Origin of the sequence: Flagellimonas alvinocaridis, assembly GCF_004916895.1 — a bacterium.
GTDB lineage: Bacteria > Bacteroidota > Bacteroidia > Flavobacteriales > Flavobacteriaceae > Flagellimonas > Flagellimonas alvinocaridis.
On sequence record NZ_SNTZ01000006.1, the window covers coordinates 90,641 to 113,873 of the forward strand.

The 23,233-nt window shown below is 43.2% G+C and carries 20 protein-coding genes; 11 read left to right on the forward strand and 9 right to left on the reverse strand.

What is annotated here, in order from left to right; translation table 11 throughout:
- Positions 1-4: 4 nt before the first annotated feature.
- Both pyrG and EZV76_RS12170 read right to left on the reverse strand, forming a co-directional pair.
- Positions 5-1,639 carry a CTP synthase gene (gene pyrG, locus EZV76_RS12165; protein WP_136566835.1) on the reverse strand — a complete coding sequence of 545 codons (1,635 nt, stop codon included), beginning with the start codon at positions 1,637-1,639 and terminating at the stop codon, positions 5-7.
- A 49-nt stretch (positions 1,640-1,688) separates the two neighbouring features.
- A complete protein-coding gene (locus EZV76_RS12170; RefSeq protein ID WP_136566836.1) occupies positions 1,689-1,931 on the reverse strand; it encodes a DUF3820 family protein in 243 nt (80 codons plus the stop codon).
- A 47-nt stretch (positions 1,932-1,978) separates the two neighbouring features.
- Here EZV76_RS12170 and EZV76_RS12175 point away from each other — a divergent pair, with 47 nt between their 5' ends.
- The 3 genes from EZV76_RS12175 (at position 1,979) to EZV76_RS12185 (ending at position 4,383) form a co-directional block, all read left to right on the forward strand.
- Positions 1,979-2,842 carry a hydroxypyruvate isomerase family protein gene (locus EZV76_RS12175; protein WP_136566837.1) on the forward strand — a complete coding sequence of 288 codons (864 nt, stop codon included), beginning with the start codon at positions 1,979-1,981 and terminating at the stop codon, positions 2,840-2,842.
- An 11-nt stretch (positions 2,843-2,853) separates the two neighbouring features.
- Positions 2,854-3,138, forward strand: coding sequence for an antibiotic biosynthesis monooxygenase family protein (locus tag EZV76_RS12180; RefSeq protein ID WP_136566838.1), 285 nt, complete (start codon positions 2,854-2,856; stop codon positions 3,136-3,138).
- 285 nt (positions 3,139-3,423) lie between these two features.
- Positions 3,424-4,383 (forward strand): beta-1,6-N-acetylglucosaminyltransferase, encoded by a 960-nt coding sequence (locus EZV76_RS12185; RefSeq protein ID WP_161594415.1) that lies wholly within the window; start codon positions 3,424-3,426, stop codon positions 4,381-4,383.
- A gap of 10 nt (positions 4,384-4,393) precedes the next feature.
- Here EZV76_RS12185 and EZV76_RS12190 read toward each other — a convergent pair whose 3' ends face one another.
- A complete protein-coding gene (locus EZV76_RS12190) occupies positions 4,394-4,591 on the reverse strand; it encodes a hypothetical protein (RefSeq protein WP_136566840.1) in 198 nt (65 codons plus the stop codon).
- A gap of 135 nt (positions 4,592-4,726) precedes the next feature.
- On the opposite strand from EZV76_RS12190, the gene EZV76_RS12195 reads away from it, so the two are divergent.
- Positions 4,727-6,328: a sulfatase family protein gene (locus EZV76_RS12195; RefSeq protein WP_236640916.1), complete on the forward strand. Its 1,602-nt coding sequence runs from the start codon at positions 4,727-4,729 to the stop codon at positions 6,326-6,328.
- Between the two features lie 122 nt (positions 6,329-6,450).
- Here EZV76_RS12195 and EZV76_RS12200 read toward each other — a convergent pair whose 3' ends face one another.
- From EZV76_RS12200 to guaA, 4 genes are read right to left on the reverse strand one after another with little or no spacing between them, the layout of a single operon-like run.
- Entirely contained in the window at positions 6,451-6,984 is a 534-nt protein-coding gene (locus tag EZV76_RS12200; RefSeq protein ID WP_136566842.1) for a DUF922 domain-containing protein, read from the reverse strand.
- Complete coding sequence (locus tag EZV76_RS12205; RefSeq protein ID WP_136566843.1) at positions 6,972-7,376, reverse strand: OsmC family protein; 405 nt, start codon at positions 7,374-7,376, stop codon at positions 6,972-6,974. The genes EZV76_RS12200 and EZV76_RS12205 overlap by 13 nt, the downstream gene beginning before the upstream one ends.
- Positions 7,354-9,498: a LysM peptidoglycan-binding domain-containing protein gene (locus tag EZV76_RS12210; protein ID WP_136566844.1), complete on the reverse strand. Its 2,145-nt coding sequence runs from the start codon at positions 9,496-9,498 to the stop codon at positions 7,354-7,356. The genes EZV76_RS12205 and EZV76_RS12210 overlap by 23 nt, the downstream gene beginning before the upstream one ends.
- Positions 9,495-11,027: a glutamine-hydrolyzing GMP synthase gene (guaA, locus tag EZV76_RS12215; RefSeq protein ID WP_136566845.1), complete on the reverse strand. Its 1,533-nt coding sequence runs from the start codon at positions 11,025-11,027 to the stop codon at positions 9,495-9,497. The genes EZV76_RS12210 and guaA overlap by 4 nt, the downstream gene beginning before the upstream one ends.
- Before the next feature lie 243 nt (positions 11,028-11,270).
- Between guaA and pgmB the strand changes: the two genes are divergently transcribed.
- Positions 11,271-11,930 (forward strand): beta-phosphoglucomutase, encoded by a 660-nt coding sequence (gene pgmB / locus EZV76_RS12220; protein WP_136566846.1) that lies wholly within the window; start codon positions 11,271-11,273, stop codon positions 11,928-11,930.
- Between the two features lie 204 nt (positions 11,931-12,134).
- Here pgmB and bshC read toward each other — a convergent pair whose 3' ends face one another.
- Positions 12,135-13,736, reverse strand: coding sequence for a bacillithiol biosynthesis cysteine-adding enzyme BshC (gene bshC / locus EZV76_RS12225; RefSeq protein WP_136566847.1), 1,602 nt, complete (start codon positions 13,734-13,736; stop codon positions 12,135-12,137).
- 162 nt (positions 13,737-13,898) lie between these two features.
- Here bshC and EZV76_RS12230 point away from each other — a divergent pair, with 162 nt between their 5' ends.
- From EZV76_RS12230 to EZV76_RS12240, 3 genes are all read left to right on the forward strand, one after another.
- Entirely contained in the window at positions 13,899-16,364 is a 2,466-nt protein-coding gene (locus tag EZV76_RS12230; RefSeq protein ID WP_136566848.1) for a M14 family metallopeptidase, read from the forward strand.
- A 109-nt stretch (positions 16,365-16,473) separates the two neighbouring features.
- Positions 16,474-17,799: a carboxypeptidase-like regulatory domain-containing protein gene (locus EZV76_RS12235; RefSeq protein WP_136566849.1), complete on the forward strand. Its 1,326-nt coding sequence runs from the start codon at positions 16,474-16,476 to the stop codon at positions 17,797-17,799.
- Between the two features lie 82 nt (positions 17,800-17,881).
- The gene (locus EZV76_RS12240) at positions 17,882-18,940 is read left to right on the forward strand and encodes a S66 peptidase family protein (RefSeq protein ID WP_136566850.1); all 1,059 of its coding nucleotides are present in this window, start codon (positions 17,882-17,884) and stop codon (positions 18,938-18,940) included.
- A gap of 9 nt (positions 18,941-18,949) precedes the next feature.
- Here the strand turns inward: EZV76_RS12240 and rocD are convergent, their stop codons facing one another.
- Positions 18,950-20,194, reverse strand: coding sequence for an ornithine--oxo-acid transaminase (rocD, locus tag EZV76_RS12245; RefSeq protein WP_136566851.1), 1,245 nt, complete (start codon positions 20,192-20,194; stop codon positions 18,950-18,952).
- 234 nt (positions 20,195-20,428) lie between these two features.
- Here rocD and rlmD point away from each other — a divergent pair, with 234 nt between their 5' ends.
- The 3 genes from rlmD to EZV76_RS12260 are packed head-to-tail and all read left to right on the forward strand — an operon-like array spanning position 20,429 to position 23,123.
- Positions 20,429-21,841 (forward strand): 23S rRNA (uracil(1939)-C(5))-methyltransferase RlmD, encoded by a 1,413-nt coding sequence (gene rlmD / locus EZV76_RS12250; RefSeq protein WP_136566852.1) that lies wholly within the window; start codon positions 20,429-20,431, stop codon positions 21,839-21,841.
- Between the two features lie 30 nt (positions 21,842-21,871).
- Entirely contained in the window at positions 21,872-22,384 is a 513-nt protein-coding gene (locus EZV76_RS12255) for a DUF6452 family protein (protein ID WP_136566853.1), read from the forward strand.
- Positions 22,365-23,123, forward strand: coding sequence for a DUF6048 family protein (locus EZV76_RS12260; RefSeq protein ID WP_136566854.1), 759 nt, complete (start codon positions 22,365-22,367; stop codon positions 23,121-23,123). Before EZV76_RS12255 ends, EZV76_RS12260 begins: the two co-directional genes overlap by 20 nt.
- Positions 23,124-23,233: the final 110 nt, after the last annotated feature.

The following is a 23,233-nucleotide window of genomic DNA, read 5'->3' on the forward strand; positions in this document are numbered from 1 at the left end:
CACTTTATGCCAAACTGGCATTCTTTTGTTTCTGTTTCTGTTCCAGTACGGCCTTTACAAAACCCACGAACAAGGGATGTGGGCTGGCCACCGTACTCTTGTACTCTGGATGATATTGTACACCAATGAACCAAGGGTGCGAAGGTATTTCCACGACCTCCACCAAACCGGTCTTGGGGTTAAACCCAGTAGGTACCAATCCAGCTTCTTCCATCTGCTGTTTGTAGGCGTTGTTAAACTCATAACGGTGACGGTGGCGTTCCGCAATATCCGAAGTGCCATACACCTCATGTACCAAACTACCCTCGGTAAGATGGCAATCCCAGGCACCCAAACGCATGGTCCCGCCCATATCGGTCACGGATTTCTGCTCTTCCATCAAACTTATGACAGGATAAGCCGTTTCCTTATCCATTTCGGTGGAATTGGCACCTGCCATATCCAAAACGTTACGTGCAAATTCTATTACGGCCATCTGCATGCCAAGGCAAATGCCTAAAAATGGCATATCGTTCTCCCGGGCATACCGCACTGCCATCACTTTACCTTCAATACCGCGTTCCCCAAATCCAGGTGCTACCAAAAGACCGTCCAATCCCATCAATTTTTTGTCGATATTCTTGGCAGTAAGATGCTCCGAATGGATGGAACGCACCTCAACCTCAACTTCATTGGTCGCTCCAGCGTGGATAAATGCTTCTTGAATGGATTTATAGGAATCTGGAAGTTCCACGTATTTTCCAATCAACCCAATAACCACTTTGTTTTTTGGATTTTTGTGTCGTTTCAAGAACTCTTTCCACTGATCCAAATTGGGTTCGGTATCTTTTGGTAAAGCCAATTTCTCCAAGGCAACAGTATCCAACCCTTCCTCCTGCATTAAAATGGGAACATCATAAATAGTAGATGCATCAATCGACTGAACTACAGCTTCTTTCTTTACATTACAGAACAGGGCCAATTTTTCTTTGATGTCCTCAGAAATGTTATGCTCGGTACGGCAGACCAAGATATCGGCCTTTATACCACTTTCCATCAAGGTTTTTACGGAGTGCTGTGTGGGCTTGGTCTTCAACTCACCGGCTGCGGACAAGAACGGCACCAAAGTAAGGTGTACCACAATACCGTTGTGCTCACCCAACTCCCAAAGCAGCTGACGTACAGCTTCAATATAAGGTAAGGACTCAATATCCCCCACGGTACCCCCTATCTCGGTGATCACGATATCATAATCGCCACTTTTGCCCAAAATCTGGATACGCTCTTTAATTTCATTGGTAATATGGGGTACCACCTGTACGGTCTTCCCCAAAAACTCCCCTCTTCGCTCCTTCTCGATCACACTTTGGTAAATACGTCCCGTGGTAACGTTATTGGCTTGGGAAGTACGCACGTTCAAAAAACGCTCGTAGTGTCCCAAGTCCAAGTCAGTCTCTGCACCATCATCGGTCACATAACACTCGCCATGCTCGTAAGGATTCAGGGTCCCTGGATCTACGTTGATATAGGGATCTAATTTTTGAATGGTGGTCCGGTAACCCCTGGCCTGTAGCAATTTGGCCAAGGATGCGGCGATGATTCCTTTACCCAAGGATGAAGTTACGCCTCCCGTAACGAAAATGTACTTGGTCTGTGACATATTAATCTTTCTATTACGGGGCGTAAAGGTACAAATTGCAGCTCAGAAATCAGGAGGATTCCTTCGGAAATTCTTTTTGAAGTTTTCTGATGAGCGGTTCCAGGTTGTTGTCCTTGATGGTGAGCATGGTGTTCAGGTAGTTGCCCAGCTTCCCTTCGGGAAAACCTTTTTGCCTGAACCACACCAAATAAGGCAGCGGCAGATCTACCAAATACCGGCCCTTGTACTTGCCAAAGGGCATTCTGTAATGGGCCATTTCCAACAGCTGTTCTCTATCCGGTTGCATTTCCATTTGTAGGGGCAATGTACTATCTTTCCCGGAACAATCACTCCGAAAACATGAAGCGAAGAAATTTTATTGCCACGGCGGCCGCTGGTTCAGCGGGTTTGGCATCGGTTTCCGGCCTTGCGCACGACCAAACGCCACAGAAAGAATTCAAACTGAAGAACAACATCAACCACAGTGTGTGCCAATGGTGCTTTGCCGATATTCCCTTGGAGGATTTCCTAAAGACCCTGAACAGTTTGGGCATCAAGGCCGTTGACCTTATCGGTCCCAAGGATTGGCCCTTATTGAAAAAATACGACATCCACTGCTCCATGTGCAACGGGGCCGAAATAAGCCTTACCGAAGGGTGGAACGACCCCAAATACCACGAACAGCTCATTAAAAATTATACGGAGATGATCCCCAAGGTGGCCGAAGCCGGTTACACCAACCTCATCTGCTTTAGTGGCAACCGCAGGGGCATGAACGATTATGTGGGACTGCAAAACTGTGTGGACGGACTGTCACAGATCATCCCCTTGGCCGAAGAGCACGGGGTGGTCATCCAGATGGAGCTGTTCAACCAGGTGGACCATAAGGATTATATGTGCGACAACTCCCTTTGGGGCGTGGAACTCTGCAAGCACTTGGGCAGCGACAATTTTAAGTTGTTGTTCGATATTTACCATATGCAGATCCAAGAGGGTGACATTATCCGAAGCATACGCAACTACCATCCCTATTTTGGGCACTACCATACCGCAGGGGTTCCGGGTCGCAACGAAATCGATGAGACCCAAGAGCTTTACTACCCCGCCATTATCAAGGCCATTCATGAAACCGGGTTTACAGGCTATGTGGCCCAAGAGTTTATCACCACTTGGGAGGACAAAATTGCAGCCCTGAAAGATGGATTTTTGCGATGTGACATCTAAACCAGACCACCATGATACTACTGATCGTTAAAGTAAAGAGCCCTTTGTCCGAGGAAGAATTGTTGCGCCGGGCCAAGGAACGCGAACCGCAGTTCAAGGCTTTTCCCGGACTGGTGCAAAAATACTACGTGAAGCGGGGCGAAGGCCTGTACAGTGGCATCTATATCTGGGAATCCAAGGAAGCGTTAATGGCCTATAAGGAATCTGATCTGGCCAAGAGTATTCCAGCGGCCTATGAAATGTCCGAACCGCCCGAAATCGAGGTTATGGATTTGCTGTTTCAGTTGAGGGATTGAGTTCCCTTCAACACCCACCACCACATCCTTAAAGATCAAGGTTACCTGAAAGGATGAAATCCCTTCTAAAGGAATGAATTTTTAGGTACGATATCTGGCCACATCTTTTTTATAAGCAGTGTTCGCGCTGGCTCTAAACACATACTTTACAATAACATAAAACCATCGCAAACATATAATCCGTTGTAATTCACTACATTTATACACACATAAAGCTCCCCAAACTGCACATTGAATAAGAAAACCTCTGTACCATAATTTTGGTCAGTGTACATTTTGATGCCAATGGACAAGAGATATATCATTACGGCTCACGATTACCCAGAGCAGCTCAAAAGAATGATTGATAGGCTCAGCGATGAAAATTCAACCTTTTATATCCACGTTGACCTTAAGAGCGATATTACCCGATTTAAGAACATCGTCTCCAACACTAATGTGAGATTCATCAATACTAGGGTAGATTGTATCTGGGGCGATATTTCCCAAGTAACAGCAACACTAAACTTATTGGAGGTTGCCATGAAGGACGCTCCCAAAAATTCCATGATCATATTTATAAGTGGGCAGGACTACCCCATTAAAAGCCCAAAATACATTGATGCCTATCTGGAGTCCCATGGAGAATACGATTTTTTGGACTATACCACTACCCCAATTCCCAAAGACAGTGACATATACAGAACCCGGGTTAAAAAGTATAAAATCAACCTATCGTCCCAGCGGGAAGATTTTGTTATTCTGGACAGCATTTTTTCATTCAATCCCGGAAATCTAAAAACCATTCTACAATTGTTGGTCAAGGGCAAGCTGAGGGCCAAGGATTTTTTTATGTTGTTCAACCCCAAGCGTAAATCCATCTTCAAAGAACACTACAAGGGCACCAATTGGTTCTGTCTTACCCGTGCCACGTTGGAGAAAATCATGGCATACTTAGATCTGCACAAGGACAGACTGCTCAAGTATTACAGGTACACTTTGTGTCCAGATGAGCAAATCTTTCATACCATACTCCATGAAATCATGAAAGAAGATAAGACCATTAAGCTTATGGACAATCTTCACTTTGTGGATTGGGAACGAAAAAATGTACCCCTACCCGTTACCTTTTCCAAAGAAGACAAAGGCTTACTTCTAGACCAACCTGAACACAAATTGTTTGCGCGCAAGTTTAGAATGGATGTGGATGGGGAAATATTGGACTTAATAGACCAAAAAGTACAAAGCCGTTCAGTGGCTCCATGAAAAATTATATTTATTTGCCCTGTAGCACCCGCATTACACTCATGAGCGCCGAAGCCACTTCCTGCAGTTCCCTTCGGGAAAAGGTATCCTCTTCCACATAAAACAGCATTTCCACCGCGAGATCTAACTGTTGGGCAAAGGCTTCAGGAGAGCCGTAGGTGTCCTCTATAAAATTAGATAGTTCGATGAATGGATTATTGGATGGCATATTGGCTTGTATTAATTCGTTTCCGCAAGTTCTCGAATTGTTTTCAAAACAGTAGCCCTATCTATCGTACCATTTGAATTTGCTACCTTTAAATTTTCAAACCCATCCAACACCATGAGGTCTAAACCTGTATTTATGTTACCCCTTCTTCTTATCTCCTTCCTTATTGGATGTAAGGACACCCCAAAAGAACAAGCCGAAACCACAAAGCCCACAAGGCCCAATATCCTGTTCATCATGAGCGATGACCATGCCTACCAAGCCATCAGCGCCTATGACACCACCTTGATACAGACCTCCAACATAGACCGGTTGGCCAAGGAAGGGATGTTGTTCACCAATGCCTCGGTCACCAACTCCATCTGTGCGCCTTCGCGGGCCACCATTTTAACCGGGAAGCACACCCACATCAATGGAAAAATAGATAACCTCTCCCCTTTTGATACCACACAGGTGACTTTTCCGCAGTTATTGCAAAAGGCGGGCTACCAAACGGCCATGTTTGGCAAGTTGCATTTTGGCAACAGTCCCAAGGGTTTTGATGAGTTTATGATCGTACCCGGACAGGGACGCTACATGAATCCGGATTTTATCACGCCCAAGGGCGATACCATCCAAAAAATGGGTTATGCATCGGACATTATCACCGATATGACCTTGGAGTGGCTGGACCAAAAACGGGACCCTGAAAAGCCCTTTTTGATGATGTACTTGCACAAGGCACCGCACCGCCCATGGTGGCCCAAAGCGGACAAGTTCAAAGCTTATCTGGAAAAGGAAATCCCTGAACCTGCCTCCCTTTTTGATGATTATTCCGGAAGGGGCACCGCGGCACGTACCGCCGAGATGAACATTTTTAAACACATGCTCCTCAGCTATGATTGCAAGGTCTATCCCGAGCTTGCCGATGAGCTGGGCATGAACACCGACCCTAGAAACGGACCGCTTTTCAGTCGTGGGGAAGTGGCACGCCTCACCGAGGAACAACAAGCGGAGTATATTCCCATTTTGGATGCTATCGCTGAAGATTTCAAGGCAAAGTGGCCAAACATGGACGATACCGAAAAGACCCGCTGGAAATACCAACGCTATATGCAGGACTATCTGGCCACCATCGCCTCCGTGGACGACAATGTGGGTCGGGTGTTGGACTATTTGGATGAGTCTAATCTGGCCGAGAATACCTTGGTGGTCTATACCTCGGACCAAGGGTTTTACCTAGGAGAGCACGGATGGTTCGATAAGCGGTTCATGTACCAAGAATCCTTTGGAACTCCATTGTTGATTCGTTGGCCCAACACCATAAAACCGGGAATCACCAGTGATGAAATGGTTCAAAACCTGGATTTTGCCCAAACCTTCTTGGAAGCTGCCGGGGCCGCTATCCCTGATGATATGCAAGGAGAAAACCTAATGCCCATCTTGACCGGGAATTTGGAACAGTGGGACAGGGAAAATGTGTATTACCACTACTACGAGTATCCTGCCGAGCATGCCGTAAAAAGGCATTATGGTATGGCCAATAAACAATATAAGTTGATTCATTTCTATCATGATGTGAACGAATGGGAGCTGTACGACCTTGCCAAAGACCCCCACGAAATGCAAAATGTATACGATGACCCGGCCTATGCCGAAATTCAGGAGAAATTGAAGGAAGAATTAAAGGCCCTGCGGGTGAAGTACAAGGATTCTGAGGAACTGGACCAGAAGTTTATCGATAAATACAAGAAATAAAGTCTAGCGTCAGCTCTTCAGTTCGAGTGGTTTCCAAAGGAAACGTATCGAGAATTGATTTGGTTCTCGATACAATTTTTGACGTGGAACGTCAAAAATCACTCGAACTGACGGTTGCGAAACTATTCCACTGCCTGAAGTTCCTTGGCAATTTTGGCGTTCCACTCCAATTGCTTTTCCACATTCCGGGAAAAGTTGGTCTCCCAATCGTAGGCTTCCTGAAATTCTTTGAGTTCCTGTAAAATCTCTTGATAGATTTCCCGAACCTCAGCCTTTACATTATCTGAAAAAGAAGTGCGGTCCAATCGGTTTCGCATCTTACGGGCAAAGAGCTCCGCAATGTCAAAATGCAACTGTTCGTGGCTCAATATGGTATCGTTGGCCAGCGATGGTTTGTACCAAGACTCGTTGGGATAAAAATAAGCGGTAACCTCATAATCCAGTTCTACCTCATGGTGCATTAAATTGGCAGAGTAGGTATAACTGATGCCACTGGCCGTTGTGGCCGCAGGTACTGCAGCTGGAGGTACTTTCCCCTTAAAATCGGCCCATGTAAGACGCTTGTTGGCATCCCAAGGGACCCCCTCCTCAATTTCCTGTGCAAAACCAAAAAAACCAAGGAACAACAAACATCCTATGGCTGCTATTTTACCCAATGAAAATCGATTATGCGTTCAATGTCGGGATGCAAGCTGTAATGCACAGGACATGTATTGGCTGTATGGACCAAAATTTTTCGGTGCTTTTCCGAAACATGGGCCGGCAGCTCCAATTTCACCTCTATCTTTGAGATTCGCCTTGGATTGGCAGCCATATGCTTGGTCACTTCAGCGGTGGAACCTGTTAAATCCACCTCCATATCCCTTGCCTTGATTCCCATCATTGTCATCATGCAATTGGCCAATCCTGTGGCCACGGTATCTGTGGGTGAAAAGGCTTCCCCCTTCCCATTATTGTCTATGGGAGCATCTGTAATATATTCACTTCCGGACCTGATATGTGTACAAGTGGTCCGAAGATTTCCATTATAGGTTACTTTTGAGGTCATCCAACTTTACTTCTTTGATTTGCAAACTATCGTACTCCATGATGTAACAGGCTCTATTGAAATATCCAGAGGACCAATCATTGATATAGTCAAAACTGTTCCCTGTATATTCAGTCTGACCTATAATCTTTGAAGTTTCAAAAAGATTGTTCTTATGGGCCAATTTCAGCAAAATATCATAAGTCACATCAAACCCACGTACGGCGTACCGATCGGGACTTAATCCATTGTATCGTTTCTCATAAGCTCGGGTAAAGAAATCGTTGCCCGTTTCCCTATAAAATGAAGGATAGGTAAACCTTAAATTGGACAAATGCGTGTTGGAGACTGCATCGTCTTCATAGGCATTGTTGTTATAGCTTGTGGTGAACATACGCACTTTAACGTCTTCCGTAATGGCCGAGTTAAGGATGGATGTGACACTTGAAATCATATTGGGCTGGTCGGTTTCCAAAAACACCCAATTTTCCTTCGTTTCAGATAGTTTTAATAGAAACTGATCTAAATGCAAGGATTTATTGTCGATGATTTTTGCAATCTGGGCCGCTGGAAACTTGCTCAAAATGGAATCGTGGGCCACTTGATGGGTAGAATCCGCAATAATGATCACATTCTCGTTCTTATGGATTTTCTTTACATAAGAAAGCATCTTCTCCCTGAGTATTTCTTCCTTGGGCACCGAAAAGAACACATTACTATGGCTCAATTGACTATCTGAAGCCACTGGGGCAATCACAGGGATATTTTTGGCTGCCGCCACAACAGCAACTTCACTCAAAGCACCGGAAGCAATAGGGCCAATAATGGCATTTACGCCTTGTAGGTTTTCCCTAAAAAGAATCTCCTTCACTTTGGCCTGACTCAACTCGGTATCGTAAGTTTTCACATCAACAGAAACCCCCATCTTTTTAATGGAATCAAGAGCTACCAAAGCCCCGGAATAAAACCCAAGACTCAAGGCCATATCCCGTCTGGTCTTGATCTGACTTTCAGTTTTTTCTTTGTTGTTCACTTCAACCCTATCCAATCGGAATGGCAGCATAAAGACGAGTTTGGGTTTATTTTCAACATTGATACTATCCACCAAGTTAACTCTGTCCAATACCAAAGCGTTCTTCACTTGAAGTCCTGCAGCTTTCTCTTTTGGAAGTTTGAGCACCATCCCAGCCTTTAAGCCATTTTCCAAATCAGGGTTTAAACGGAAAAGTTCTTCCCTCGAAATCTTTAAATTTTGGGTTAGCCTGAATATATTTTGCTTAGGTTTTACCTCATAAAAGATGAAGTTATCTGTATTCACTACTCCAGTATTATCCCTCTTTTTAGGGAGACGGATGACCATTCCCTCCTTTAATCCCCCTTGCTTCATGATTTCGGGGTTAAGCTTGACAATGGAATCTGAAGGAACTCCATACTCCTTGCCCAGACTATACAAAGTCATTTTTGGGGGCACCGTATATGACGTAAACAAGTCTACTTGTTGCTCCTTGAGACTATCCCCTTTTGGACGTGGCAATTTTAGTTCTTGCCCTGCTGCCAAATAGTTGGATGTTTTGCTCAAATCAGGGTTCAATACCAATAGACTATCTACGGAAATACCATATTTATGGGCAATGCTCCACCTAGTTTCCTTAGGTTGAACGGTATAGGTTTCAAAATCCAGTTCACGCTCATCGGCAGGGTCCGTCTCCGGAAATTTGGGAATCTGTAACACCATTCCTTTTTTAAGAGGTTCGGAATATAAATCCCGGTTGTAGCGTTTCAATTGCTCTTCGGTGATTTCGTATTTCTGGGTAAGTCCAAAAAGGGTTTCCTTCCTTCTTACTCTATGACGGGTAAACCCTAAGGGTTTGATTTCCTCCTGCTCTTCTTCTTTCGGCTTTTCTTTTTGAACAATGGGACCCTTCAACGGTATGACCAAAATGGTATTTGGCTTTACATCCGAAGCACTTTTGATTTCCTTATTGGCCTGTAAAATACTATAAGGCGTAACCCTATACTGTTGGGAGATACTCTGTAAGGTCTCTCCCTCCTTTACGGCGTGTGTTGCATATTCTTGCGCGAAAACTTGGAAAGAGGTCATAAAAATAACCGCCAAGCCCAGTTGTAAGATATATTTTTTCATTCCCATTCTATAGTTGCAGGTGGCTTTGAGCTAATGTCGTACACTACTCTATTAACGCCCTTGACCTTATTTATTATATCATTTGAGGTCTTTTGTAAAAATTCATAGGGTAGATTTACCCAATCTGCCGTCATTCCGTCCGTGCTCTCCACAGCCCTGAGCGCCACACACTTCTCATAGGTACGCTCATCTCCCATGACTCCTACACTATTTACGGGCAAAAGCATGGCTCCGGCCTGCCAGACCTTATCATAAAGCCCCCATTTTTTCAAACCATCAATAAAAATGGCGTCAACTTCCTGTAAAATGGCCACTTTTTCTGCGGTAATATCCCCCAAGATACGGATTCCCAGACCAGGTCCGGGAAAAGGATGTCTCCCCAAGATAAAATCTTCCATACCCATACTTGCTCCAACTCTTCTTACCTCATCTTTGAACAACATTTTTAAGGGCTCCACAATTTTTAGTTTCATATAATCTGGTAATCCGCCTACATTGTGGTGGCTCTTGATCACTGCCGAAGGGCCTCCACTGGCCGAAACGGATTCAATCCGATCGGGATATATAGTACCTTGGGCCAACCATTTTGCGTTTTCCACTTTATGGGATTCGTCATCAAAGACCTCAATAAAGACCCTTCCAATGATCTTTCGTTTCTTCTCTGGATCCGATTCTCCTTTCAATGCTTCCAAAAAACGTGCCGAAGCATCTACTCCTTTTACATTGAGCCCCATGTGCTCGTATTGGTCCAACACACTTTCGAACTCATTTTTTCGCAATAATCCGTTGTTCACAAAAATGCAGTGGAGATGACTGCCAATGGCCTTGTGCAACAACATGGCCGCTACGCTGGAATCCACACCTCCTGAAAGTCCGAGAATTACCTTTTCGTCCCCAATTTCTTTCTTTAGTTCCTCCACGGTGGTCTCTACAAACGCATCCGGAGTCCAATCCTGTTTCAATCCGGCTATGTTCACCAAAAAGTTCTCCAACAGTTTAGAGCCATCGGTAGTATGGTATACTTCGGGGTGAAACTGGATTCCGTAGGTATTCTCACCTTCAATTTTATAGGCTGCGTTCTCCACATCATGGGTGCTCGCCAGTCGGACCGCCCCATCGGGAAGCTCCTTGATGGTATCACTATGGCTCATCCACACTTGGCTTCCTTCTCCCAGGCCTTCCAAAAAGGCTTCCCCTTCTTTTACAAAGGAGAGATTGGCTCGGCCATACTCCCGGGTAGCGGAAGGAGCCACATTCCCACCATTGAAATGGGACAGGTATTGGGCACCATAGCAAATTCCGAGCAAAGGTTTTTTCCCCTTGATTTCGGATAGATCGGGATGTGGGGCGTTTTCACCTCTTACGGAAGACGGTGACCCCGATAGGATAACTGCCTTATACTCCGATAAATCCTCGGGCAACTTGTTGTATGGTTTTATTTCTGAGTAAATGTTCAGTTCCCTAACGCGTCTCGCGATCAATTGTGTGTACTGGGAACCAAAGTCTAGGATGAGTACGTTGTTATGCATGGGCAAAAATAGCAATTTGGTTTTTTTGGAAAGGGATCTTTTAAAGGATATTTATGACAAGTTTTCAAAAGTTTTCAGGTGTGAAATGCTAATTGCAGATTTTCAGTAAAGTGTATTCTTTTTTCTAAACGGAAACCCATTAGGGCTCAACAAAAATTATTCCCCTGAACTGAACATAACGTTTTGTAGTTTTTTTCTTAACACTTTTCGTCATTTCTTTGCATTTCTTTAAAACACTGAACCATGATCAAAGGTTTCATCTTCGATTTGGATGGAGTAATTACCGATACTGCAGAATTACATTACGAAGCTTGGAAAAAGCTATCTGATGAAATGAGTTGGGATTTTGACCGGGAACTCAATGAAAAACTTCGGGGCATCTCCCGAATGGATTCCATTAAAGTTATTATGGACCATAACAAGGTTACCCTGGAAGAACAGACGGTAATTGATCTAGCCACCAAAAAAAATGACCTCTACGTGGCCAGTTTGGACCATATGACCCCGGAAGATTATCTACCTGGAGCAAAGGAATTATTAACCCACCTAAGAACAGAAGGTTTCAGCGTAGCCTTGGGAAGTGCCAGTAAGAATGCCCTTAAAGTATTGCAGCAGTTAAATGCCATGCCCTATTTTGATGTTATTGGGGACGGCAATAGCGTAACCAAAAGCAAACCTGAGCCAGATATTTTCCTTTACGCCGCAGAAAAGTTAAGGCTACCCCCCAATAACTGTATTGTGGTGGAAGATGCCGAAAAAGGTATTGATGCTGCCAAAGCAGGAGGTTTCCATAGTGTGGGTATTGGACCCGAAGACCGTGTGGGCCATGCAGATTTAAGGTTTGACACCATGAAAGAGGCCACTTTGTTTGAGGTGAAATCCCACTTCGCTGATTTGTTCTAATAGCTTAAGCCATAAAAAACAAAAAGCCCTGAGAACCACTCCAGGGCTTTTTAAATAAAATCAAAACCAACCTAAACATATGAGTTAACCAACTCATTCATTTAAATTCTTCATAGCAATTTTCACTAGTAAAACAACTACAAGGAAAAATACCCTACTTTGTTTTTGATTTTTTTTTTGCTGATTGAAAAATACTTGACCCAGTTAGTATTTTAAAATTGAAAACGTCCCCGAAAATGGATCAAGGGAATCCAAAAGATTGGGAATCAGATTTTCTCCCAGCTCTAGATATAGTTCTGAGAAATTGAGTTGGCGCTCTTGAAGGGATTTGTTCGGGAAGAGTTCATTCTGGATGTCAGTCATTCTGACCACATGATCTCTCAACTTTCGTTTTTGTGCCTTTAAAAGTCTTTTCTCCAAAGCATCCAGACCCTTTTTTTGCTTGATTTCTTGGGCCTTTACCGCACCCAAAAAGCTTTTATCGGTTTCTTCAGCAAGTTGATACATCTGCTCGAACTGCTCTTCCAAATATTTTTTCTGGGGAGAGAAATCAATATCGATATTGGAAATTTCCCTGATCTTTTTGTTAATGAACGTATTCTGTTTCAAAAAAAGATGGGATACTTTTAAATCCAGCCTGTTTATTTTATCGGCCTGTTTTTTTGTAATCACCAAAGCAGAGTTACGGAGCATCAACATAGGAAAAGTGATGTCCATTTCATCAAAATACGATTTCAGTTCCAACCAATAGGCCAATTCCCCTCCACCACCAATGTAGGCAAGATTGGGCAAAATCACTTCTTGGTACAAAGGACGGGCAATCACATTTGGGGAAAATCGCTCAGGGTGTTTATGCAGTTCCTCGCTAAGTTCTTTTTTGGAAAATTCTATTTCGGTATTCACCACATGAAATTTCCCATGCTGTTCCACAATCCGTTCCCGGAGCCCTTCTTTAAGGTAGAAATAATTGATTTCCCTCGGATTTACTTGTATTGTATAGTCAGAAGACACCTTTTCCAGTTCTCCTATGGATTCCGTTACCTTGTTATAAGGGATTTGTTCAAAAATGTCCTTTTCGGCATAGGGAACCAGTAGTTTTTTAAGCGATGGGTCATCCCCATCCACGATCACCAATCCATGTTCACCAAACAGTTCGTTCACCAAATACCGGGTGGCCTTTGCCAAATTTGAATGCTCCAAATATGCTTTTTTGAAAAGCACTTTTAAAGTTTCTGCATTTCCGGTTTTCCCCAATTCGGCCGATAAAGTCTCAAACACCGCATCTAGACCTTTCGTATCCAACATGCCTACAGCTCCAGAGGACGACCTGCTCCATTGCACCTTTTTTCCATGAAGATTGAAGTAATTGATCTCCTCAAAATCGTGGTCTTCGGTAGCCATCCAATACACCGGCACAAATTGATGTGCGGGATATGTGCGCTTTAGTTCCTTGGTAAGATTAATGGTTGATACAATCTTGTACAAAAAGTACAGAGGTCCTGTAAAAAGGTTTAACTGATGCCCTGTGACCACCGTAAACGTATTTTTTTCCTCTAAAGAGGTTACATTGGCCTCGGTCACCTCTGAGATTGCCATACCCTTATATTGTTCTCGCAAAGCTTGTACAAGTATCGCCCGGTTCGAAAAAGTGTAGGCATCACTCTTCTCCTTGATCTGTTCCACAAAATTTTCAGGTGAGGGGAATCGGTTATAAAATTGTTCTAAGTCTTTCCGCTGGTCTAGATAATCGCAAATAAGCTTGGAAAAATAACCGGTTTCCTTAAAGGGTATACAATCTACTTCCATTAAAACTGTAATGAGGTGATCAAAGATAAACCTCTTCTTTTTTTCTCATCCTAAAAATACGTTAATTACGTTTTCTTGGATACCCTTCTCCGCACAGATACAAAAAAGTAGGTCTGTCATCCAATTTATTGTTAGATTTGATTACGACTAATTGACCCATACATGACAAAATTTTTATTTTTTCTCACAGCATTATTCACTTTAGCAATATCAGCCCAACAGTTAAAATCCCCTTCTGAGTTTTTGGGGTACGAATTGGGCACAGAATTTACCCGTCATCATGAGGTGGTGGATTACTACGAGTATCTGGCCGAACAAGCCCCTGACAGGGTGAAGCTTACCGTTTATGGCCAGACCAATGAACGACGCCCTTTATTGTTGGCTTATGTCACGTCTGCAGCCAACATGTCCAATTTGGAAACCATCCGACAACAACACTTGAAGGATATGGACGGAACCGGAACCAGCACCAAGGCAATTGTTTGGTTGAGCTACAACGTTCATGGCAACGAAAGTGTGAGTACCGAAGCTTCCATGAAGACCATTTATGAGCTTTTGACCAGCAAGAGTTCTTATCTTGAAAACACCGTCGTCATCATGGACCCTTGCATAAACCCTGATGGAAGGGATCGTTACAGCAATTGGTACAATCAATATAAAAACACACCCTATCAAGTAGACCCCAATAGTAAGGAACACCATGAAGGTTGGTGGAATGGAAGGAGCAATCACTATATGTTTGACTTAAACCGTGATTGGGCATGGCTTACCCAAATTGAAAGCCAACAACGTATAGAAGTCTATAATGACTGGTTGCCCCACGTGCATGTGGACTTTCACGAACAGGGTGTGGACAATCCATACTATTTTGCCCCTGCAGCGGAACCTTACCACGAAGTGATCACTGATTTTCAGAGAAATTTCCAAATTACCCTTGGACGAAACCACGCCAAATATTTTGATGCAAATGGTTGGTTTTATTTCACCAAGGAAGTATTTGACCTTTTCTATCCAAGCTACGGGGACACCTACCCCATGTACAATGGAGCCATTGGAATGACCTACGAGCAAGGAGGGAGCGGACGCGCTGGTTTAGGCATCATTACCAGGATTGGCGATACCCTTACCCTAAAGGATAGGATTGCACACCACTTTACCACAGGACTTTCCACAGTGGAAGTATCTTCCCAAAATGCCGATAAATTGAACACCGAATTCAGGAAGTTTTATCAAAATCAAAATTTCAAGTACAAAAGTTATGTCTTAAATGGGGATAAGGATAAAATAGATGCGCTTAAAACGTTATTGGAAAAGCATAGGATTACTTTTGGGCACCCTTCAAATGGGTTGGTAAAAGGCTTCGATTACAGTACAGGCTCCAACGGCAGTATGGCAACCTCCTCCAACAGTGTTGTTGTCTCCACCAATCAGCCTAAGGGTACCTTGGTAAAGGTTCTGTTTGAACCCAATGCCAAGCTTACCGATTCGCTCACCTATGACATTACGGCCTGGTCCCTGCCCTATGCCTATGGGTTGGATGCTATTGCTTCTACCTCGTTGATCGATGCAACACCAGCAAATACGAACAAAGATTCTGTGGCAAGTATTAGTGTTGGAGGACCTAATGATCAAGCATACGCCTATCTGTTTGATTGGAACAGCATGAAAGATGCCCGTTTTTTGGCAGAATTGCTCACAAAAGGAATTCGCGTGAGAAAAGCAGACCATCCATTCACCTTGGATGGGAAATCTTTTGAAAGGGGAACATTGATTGTTACCCAGGGAGACAATCAACACAAATCTGACTTTTACACCTCCCTCTTGGAATTGATGTCCAAGCACCAAAAAGACTTCACCTTGGCCAATACTGGCTTTGTGGATTCTGGTAAGGATTTCGGATCTAGTTATGTAAAAATGATTTCTAAACCCAAGGTGGCCATTTTATCGGGGGGACCAACCTCGACCTTAAGGTTTGGAGAAATCTGGCATTTCTTTGAGCAACAATTGCACTATCCCTTAACGGTTATAGACGACTCATATGCACAAAGGGTCAATTTGGACGACTACAACATTTTAATCTTGCCCGATGGAAGATATGGGAACTATTTTGACGAAAAACAACTGAAAAGACTTCGCGAATGGGTACAAAAGGGTGGTAAGCTCATTGCCATGGGCGATGCTATTGGCGCCATTGATGGCGAAAATGGATTTGGTATTGAAAAAAAGGAGATGGATACCGACTCAACCAGCAATGTCCCGAGTCCACATGAAAATTTGGAAAGAGAACAGATAAAAAGGGCCATCACCGGTGCTATTTTTAAGACCAAGGTAGATAACACCCATCCTTTGGCCTATGGGTACGGTAAAGATTATTTCACGCTAAAACTTGGAAATGCCAGCTATAACTATCTGAAAAATGGCAATGCCGTTTTCTTGGAAAAAACTACGAAACCTTTTTCGGGATTCGCGGGAAGCGATGCTCAGGCCCAAGTGGCAGAATCTCTTATTTACGGCGCGGAAAACCTTGGTTCAGGCCAAGTGGTCTACATGATAGACAACCCACTTTTTAGAGGCTTCTGGGAAAATGGAAAACTGTTTTTCGCCAATGCACTTTTTATGGTAGACTAATCTCTTTTTATCTGATTTAAAACCAATTAGTACTGATATTTTAAGAATTTTGAACGCACCATAAACTTCAAAATTTTGTATCTTTAAAGGTAACAACAAGTATACGGTTATGGGTACAAAACGTGCTATTAGGTGTTTTTTCAAGGAAAAATTAGTGAAGGGAACCTTGTTTTTGGTACTCATTGCTTTACAGTGGAATCCATCCAAAGTGCTGGCCTTTCAGGAAAATGTGGACACCACTGTCGACTTTAATCAGTATCAAGGTGAAGTGGTAGACGAGTCTACAAACAACCCTTTGGTATTTGCCACACTTGCGGTTGAAGGCACCAACATAAGTACCATAACCAATACGGAAGGTGGTTTTTTGCTCAAGGTTCCAAAAAACATAACCGATGGCAATGTGATTGTATCCTTTTTGGGATACAAAAACAAGACAATCCCACTATCAAGCTTACAACCTGAAAAAAACAGAATTTCATTGTCGGTCTCCATTACCGAGCTTTCGGAAATCAACATCAACGTGCCCAAAGATGCTGCAGCATTGGTTAAGGAAACTTTGGCACGAAAAGGTGATAACTATTTCAGCGACCCTACTTTGATGACCGCTTTCTATAGGGAAACCATTAGGAAGCGCAGAAAAAATGTATCGCTGTCCGAGGCCGTTGTCAGTATCTATAAATCGCCCTATAATTCTGCACGCAATGATGCCCTGGAACTTTACAAGGCTCGAAAAAGTACAGATTACAGCAAATTGGACACCGTTGCCCTTAAGTTACAGGGGGGGCCATTCAATACACTGTATGTGGACATTATGAAATACCCAGAGTTTCTATTTGGGGAGGGATCCCTTTCAGATTACACGTTTTCTTTTGGTCGGTCTACCCGAATTAATGACCGCCTGATCTATGTCATTAAATTCAATCAGCGGGAAACCGTAACCGCTCCTTTGTACAATGGCGAACTTTTTATTGATGTAGAAAACAAAACTTTGACGAGTGCCGTGTATTCCCTGAATATTACAGACAAGGATTTAGCTTCGCAGCTTTTTGTCAGACGAAAACCTATGGGTGTGGATGTTTGGCCTACTGAGGTCGCCTATCGTGTGGATTACCGCGAAAAAGGTGGGAAATGGTATTATGGGTATAGCAGTGTTATGCTGGAATTTAAAATAGATTGGGAAGACCGTCTGTTCAATTCGGTATACAGCATGACCGCTGAAATGGCCGTTACGGATTGGGAAAGAAACGAGAGCGGGCAATTACCCAAAAACCGGGAACGCATAAAAAAATCCATTATTCTCAGTGATGAAGCAATTGGGTTTTCAGACCCAGACTTTTGGGGCGAATATAACATCATAGAACCCGAAAGGTCCATTGAGTCTGCCATCAAGAAAATCCAAAGACAACTACGTCGCATAGAACGTCGAAGCAAATAGTTGTCAAAACCATCCATTCCGTTTACTTTTATAGCAATTCCATGGCTCAGCCAAGGATTCTTTATACCATAATCCAAACTTCATGTCAAAAAGAAGAACCTTTTTAAAATCTGCTTCCGCCTTGGGAGCTACTTTTATGTTGCCAAAAATTGGTATGGGAAATGAAAATCGACCTACCACTCCTACGCCAACAAGAATTAAACCCAAAAAATTAAAAAAAGGAGACACGATAGGTTTGGTCGCTCCCGGTTTTGCCATAAAACCGGACGTATTGCAAAAAGCATTGGAAACACTTCACAAAATGGGGTTTAAGACCTTTCATACCAACCGAATCATAGGAAACCACGGATATTTTAGCAATACGGATGTAGAGCGTGTAAAAGATTTGCATGAAATGTTCGCCAATCCAGAAATAGATGCCATTCTATGTGCAAGAGGAGGGTATGGTTGCACCCGAATTCTTACTCATTTGGATTATGATATCATCCGGAACAACCCCAAGGCCCTGATTGGTTTTAGTGACATTACCGCATTGATTCAGGGTATTTACAAAGAAACAGGGCTTATCTGCTTTCATGGTCCAGTAGGTAGTACCATTGACGATGCCTATAGTCAGAAATACTTTAAAAAAGTGCTGATGAAGGGCAAGGATTCCCAAATCATAGAAAATGTGAAGTTAAAGGACCCTGAACTTTTGAACCATAGCGAGTACGAACGGTATACCATTACCTCGGGAAATTGCAAAGGCGAGTTGGTCGGGGGAAGCCTTACCTTGGTCAATGCATTGGTGGGAACCCCCCATGAAATCGATTTTACGGATAAATTGGTTTTCTTGGAAGATGTGGAAGAAGCTCCCTACCGAATGGACCGTATGCTCACCCAACTCATTGAAGGCTCTACTTTTTCAAAAGCCAAGGGAATTGTATTTGGAGTATGCAAAGGTTGTGATCGAGAAAAGAAGCCCGATAATTTTACTCTTAAAGAGGTTATCATGGACCGTATTGCCCCACTGGGATTGCCCTCGGCCTATGGAATGAGCTTCGGGCATGTTCCCAATAATTTTACTGTTCCAGTAGGCATTCATGCTGCTTTTAATGCAGACGATATGACTTTGGAACTGTTAGAGGCAGCGGTGATATAACCACTTCTTTTATCCTTCGAAGTCTTGAATCGTTTTGGTAATAATGGAAATACAATCCATCAATTGCTCGCGGTTCATCACCAAAGGTGGTGCAAATCGAATAATGTTCCCATGGGTTGGTTTGGCCAAAAGACCATTTTCCTTCAGGGCCATACAAATATCCCATGCCGTTGAGCTTTCCTCGGAATCGTTGATCACAATGGCATTCAGAAGACCTTTTCCCCTAACCTTCAACACTAAATCCGAAGTTGCCACGAACTTGTTGAGCTCTTCCCGGAACAATTCACCTAATTCTTCTGCATTTTGGGCCAACCCTTCCTCTTTAACTACCTCTAAGGCCGCTATGCCAACGGCTGCGGCTACCGGGTTACCACCAAAGGTGCTTCCATGGCTTCCTGGGGTAATCACTTCCATGATGGAATCATTGGCCAAAACGGCCGAAACTGGATAGGCTCCCCCAGACAATGCCTTTCCTAAAATCAGAATATCCGGTTTTACATTTTCATGGTCTACCGCCAAAAGCTTTCCGGTACGTGCAATACCAGTCTGCACCTCATCTGCTATAAAAAGAACATTATACTTTTCACAAAGGGCCTTGGCGGCAGCCAGATATCCTTCAGAAGGTACATAGACGCCGGCTTCACCTTGAATGGGTTCCACCAAAAACCCAGCTACATGCGGATTGCCCTGCAATGCATTTTCCAAAGCGGATAAATTATCATATTCTATTTTGATAAAGCCTTCGGTATACGGCCCATAATCTGTATTGGCCACTGGGTCGTTTGAAAATGAAATGATAGTGGTAGTCCTTCCATGAAAATTGTTTTCGCAAACCACAATTTTGGCCTGGTTTTCTGGAACATTTTTCTTGCGATATGCCCATCGCCTACAAATTTTCAGTGCAGTCTCCACGGCCTCGGCCCCTGTGTTCATGGGCAAAAGCTTATCAAATCCAAAAGTGGTCGTGGCATATTTCTCAAAGTTCCCCAACATATCGTTGTAAAAAGCGCGGGAGGTCAAGGTCAAGGTCTTGGCCTGTTCCACCATGGCACCAACAATTTTGGGGTGGCAATGCCCCTGATTCACTGCAGAATAGGCCGACAAAAAATCATAGTACTTTTTACCTTCCACGTCCCAAACGTAGACACCTTCACCTCTACTTAAAACCACAGGAAGTGGGTGGTAGTTATGGGCGCCATACTTGTTTTCCAAATCTATCGCTTGCTGCGATGTTAAATGCTCTAAAACAGCCATTTTAGTTTAAATTAAAATTATAAAACAACCATTCCTACAGTACCTTTTTTCTTTCGAGGTCTCGAAAAAGCAGCGTGGGAGAGAAATCATCCCTTGAAGTGCCCGCAAATTACAAATTATTGTGCAAAAAAGAGGCTTCCCCTACCCGATTCCTTGTCCAAAATCCCTCAAAGTTTTAAGTCAATTTAAGAAGCTTGGCAATGTCAAATAGCAAAAAGAAGTTACTTTTGCCCCATGCGTAGAAAAAGTAGGCGACAAACCTTTGAACAGGTTGAAGTGATTGATGCAGGAGCCAAGGGAAAAACTGTAGGCAAAGCCCCGGACGGTCGGGTCATTTTTTTATCCAATGCCGTTCCCGGCGATGTGGTCGATGTAATGACCACCAAAAAACGAAAGGCCTATTTTGAGGGTGTAGCCACCCATTTTCATACACTTTCCGATAAGAGAACCGAACCAAAGTGTGAACATTTTGGAGTTTGTGGTGGATGCAAATGGCAACACATGGCTTATGAGCATCAACTTCATTTTAAACAAAAAGAGGTGGAGAACAATTTAAAGCGTATTGGCCATTTGGACCTTCCGGATACCAATCCTATTCTGGGTTCCAAAAAACAATATTTCTATCGCAACAAAATGGAGTTTTCGTTCTCCAATAGTAGATGGCTTACCCAAGCCGAAATTAATTCTGAAAAGGATTTTGAAAATAGAAATGCCCTTGGTTTTCACATTCCGGGCATGTGGGACAAAATTTTGGACATAAAAAAATGCCATTTACAGGAAGATCCTTCCAATGCTATTCGACTGGAAGTTAAAAAGTTTGCCTTGGACCATGGCATGCCTTTTTTTGACCCACGAAAACAAGAGGGTCTATTGCGCACCTTGATGATCAGAACGTCATCAACCGGTGAGATCATGGTGCTCTTTCAATTTTTTGAGGATAATACGGAACAACGAGAATTATTATTGAACCACATTCAACAAAATTTCCCGAAGATTACCTCCTTACTCTACGTTATCAATTCCAAACAAAATGACACCATTTATGATCAAGAGGTGATTTGCTTTTCTGGAAGAGATCACATTTTTGAAGAAATGGAAGGGCTTCAGTTTAAAATCAATGCAAAATCTTTTTATCAGACCAATTCAGAACAAGCTTATGAGTTGTACAAGGTAACCCGTGATTTTGCCAATCTTAGTGGCCATGAACTGGTATACGACCTGTATACGGGAACTGGCACTATTGCACAGTTCGTTTCCAAACAAGCCAAAAAAGTAATTGGAGTGGAGTCTGTTCCGGAAGCTATTGCAGATGCCAAAGCCAACGCTGAGCACAACCAAATTTCCAATGTGGAGTTTTTTGTGGGTGATATGAAGAATGTCTTCAACTCGGAATTTATAGCACAGCACGGACAACCCGATGTGATCATAACAGACCCTCCCCGGGATGGCATGCACAAACTGGTAGTGGAGCAGTTGCTCCAAGTTGCCCCAAAAAAAATAGTCTATGTAAGCTGCAATAGCGCCACACAGGCACGGGATCTGGCCTTAATGAAGGAATTGTACCACGTGGCCAAAGTACAGCCCGTTGATATGTTCCCCCAGACCCATCACGTTGAAAATGTTGTACTTTTGGAAAAACGGGTATAGTCTTTGATGAAAAATCTGCTTTATACACGAATGAAAAAAATTCTCCCCATTGTATTGATTGCCACTGTGCTCGTTTATTTCTCCTCTTGCGAGAAAGATGATATCTGTGTGGAAGGTGACACTCCACTCTTAGTCATTGGTTTTTATGATATTGATGATACAACAGCAACCAAAGATGTTCCTTTGATGCGTATCAAAGAAATTATTTTGGATGAAACGGTAAACACTTTTACCGATCGCTCAAGCAATCTGGATTCCATAGGAATACCCCTCCGGGCCAGTACAAGTAGCACCCAATTTGCATTTATTACCAATTCTGCCGATGATGCTGAAACTGGTGTGGAAACCGGCAATATAGATACGTTGACCGTATCATACCAAAACACTGAAGCATTCATATCAAGGGCTTGCGGTTTTGTTGCCAACTATGGAGACCTTACCGTAACATTACCAGAAAGCGCCAATAACTGGATCCAGGATATCCGAATCGTCCAACAAACCGTAGAAAATTCCAACAGCGTCCATGTCAAAATATTTCACTAGCCTTTTTATCCTCCTTTTACCATTGTTGGTAATGGGGCAAAGCAAACCTATTGACTTACAGGCCAAGGATACCATAGAGTACAAGGATGAATATGGTTTACGTATCGGTGCCGATCTTAGCAGGTTGGTACTTTCATTTGCGGACGAAGATTATACGGGAATCGAACTGGTTGGGGACTACAGGCTTACCCAAAAACTTTATCTGGCCGCAGAAATAGGCAACGAAACAAAAAAACAATCCGAGGATTTGGGTGGAACCGAACTATATAGCTTTGAAACAGCTGGAAGCTACATTAAAGCTGGGGTTGACCTAAATACCTATCAGAATTGGTTTGGAATGAACAACGCCATTACCATTGGAGGCCGATATGCCTTTGCCAGTTTTAGCCAAACCTTGAATGATTACAGTCTTTTCAATAGCGACCGCTTTTATGAACCGGGTTTTTTACCAGGACCCAACCCGAATGTGGAGTTCAGTGGGCTAAGTGCCTCATGGCTAGAGTTTGTGGTAGGTATAAAAGCAGAGCTTTTTGCCAATATCTATCTTGGTATGAGTGCCCGTTTGGGCTTTTTGGTCACCAATAAGGAAGATGAACGTTTTCCCAACCTTTGGATTCCCGGATTTAACAAGGTAACGGAGGGCAGTAACTTTGGGGTAGGTTACAACTACTCCATCTCATATTTTATCCCCTTGTACAAAAAATCCAAGAAGAAAAAAACAGAACCGCAAGAACCCTAGAAATAGCTTAGTCTACGGAATACAAATAAAAAGAGCCTGATGATTCAGGCTCTTTTTTTGGTAATTGAATTGAGTTAGTCTAGAATTTTCCTTCTATTTTTTTGAGTTAA

Coding starts and splice junctions, on each gene's coding strand:
- pyrG (WP_136566835.1), bottom strand. CDS start 1,639: ATGTCACAGACCAAGTACATTTTCGTTACGGGAGGCGTAACTTCATCC.
- EZV76_RS12170 (WP_136566836.1), bottom strand. CDS start 1,931: ATGGAAATGCAACCGGATAGAGAACAGCTGTTGGAAATGGCCCATTAC.
- EZV76_RS12175 (WP_136566837.1), top strand. CDS start 1,979: ATGAAGCGAAGAAATTTTATTGCCACGGCGGCCGCTGGTTCAGCGGGT.
- EZV76_RS12180 (WP_136566838.1), top strand. CDS start 2,854: ATGATACTACTGATCGTTAAAGTAAAGAGCCCTTTGTCCGAGGAAGAA.
- EZV76_RS12185 (WP_161594415.1), top strand. CDS start 3,424: ATGGACAAGAGATATATCATTACGGCTCACGATTACCCAGAGCAGCTC.
- EZV76_RS12190 (WP_136566840.1), bottom strand. CDS start 4,591: ATGCCATCCAATAATCCATTCATCGAACTATCTAATTTTATAGAGGAC.
- EZV76_RS12195 (WP_236640916.1), top strand. CDS start 4,727: ATGTTACCCCTTCTTCTTATCTCCTTCCTTATTGGATGTAAGGACACC.
- EZV76_RS12205 (WP_136566843.1), bottom strand. CDS start 7,376: ATGACCTCAAAAGTAACCTATAATGGAAATCTTCGGACCACTTGTACA.
- EZV76_RS12210 (WP_136566844.1), bottom strand. CDS start 9,498: ATGAAAAAATATATCTTACAACTGGGCTTGGCGGTTATTTTTATGACC.
- guaA (WP_136566845.1), bottom strand. CDS start 11,027: ATGCATAACAACGTACTCATCCTAGACTTTGGTTCCCAGTACACACAA.
- pgmB (WP_136566846.1), top strand. CDS start 11,271: ATGATCAAAGGTTTCATCTTCGATTTGGATGGAGTAATTACCGATACT.
- bshC (WP_136566847.1), bottom strand. CDS start 13,736: ATGGAAGTAGATTGTATACCCTTTAAGGAAACCGGTTATTTTTCCAAG.
- EZV76_RS12230 (WP_136566848.1), top strand. CDS start 13,899: ATGACAAAATTTTTATTTTTTCTCACAGCATTATTCACTTTAGCAATA.
- EZV76_RS12235 (WP_136566849.1), top strand. CDS start 16,474: ATGGGTACAAAACGTGCTATTAGGTGTTTTTTCAAGGAAAAATTAGTG.
- EZV76_RS12240 (WP_136566850.1), top strand. CDS start 17,882: ATGTCAAAAAGAAGAACCTTTTTAAAATCTGCTTCCGCCTTGGGAGCT.
- rocD (WP_136566851.1), bottom strand. CDS start 20,194: ATGGCTGTTTTAGAGCATTTAACATCGCAGCAAGCGATAGATTTGGAA.
- rlmD (WP_136566852.1), top strand. CDS start 20,429: ATGCGTAGAAAAAGTAGGCGACAAACCTTTGAACAGGTTGAAGTGATT.
- EZV76_RS12255 (WP_136566853.1), top strand. CDS start 21,872: ATGAAAAAAATTCTCCCCATTGTATTGATTGCCACTGTGCTCGTTTAT.
- EZV76_RS12260 (WP_136566854.1), top strand. CDS start 22,365: ATGTCAAAATATTTCACTAGCCTTTTTATCCTCCTTTTACCATTGTTG.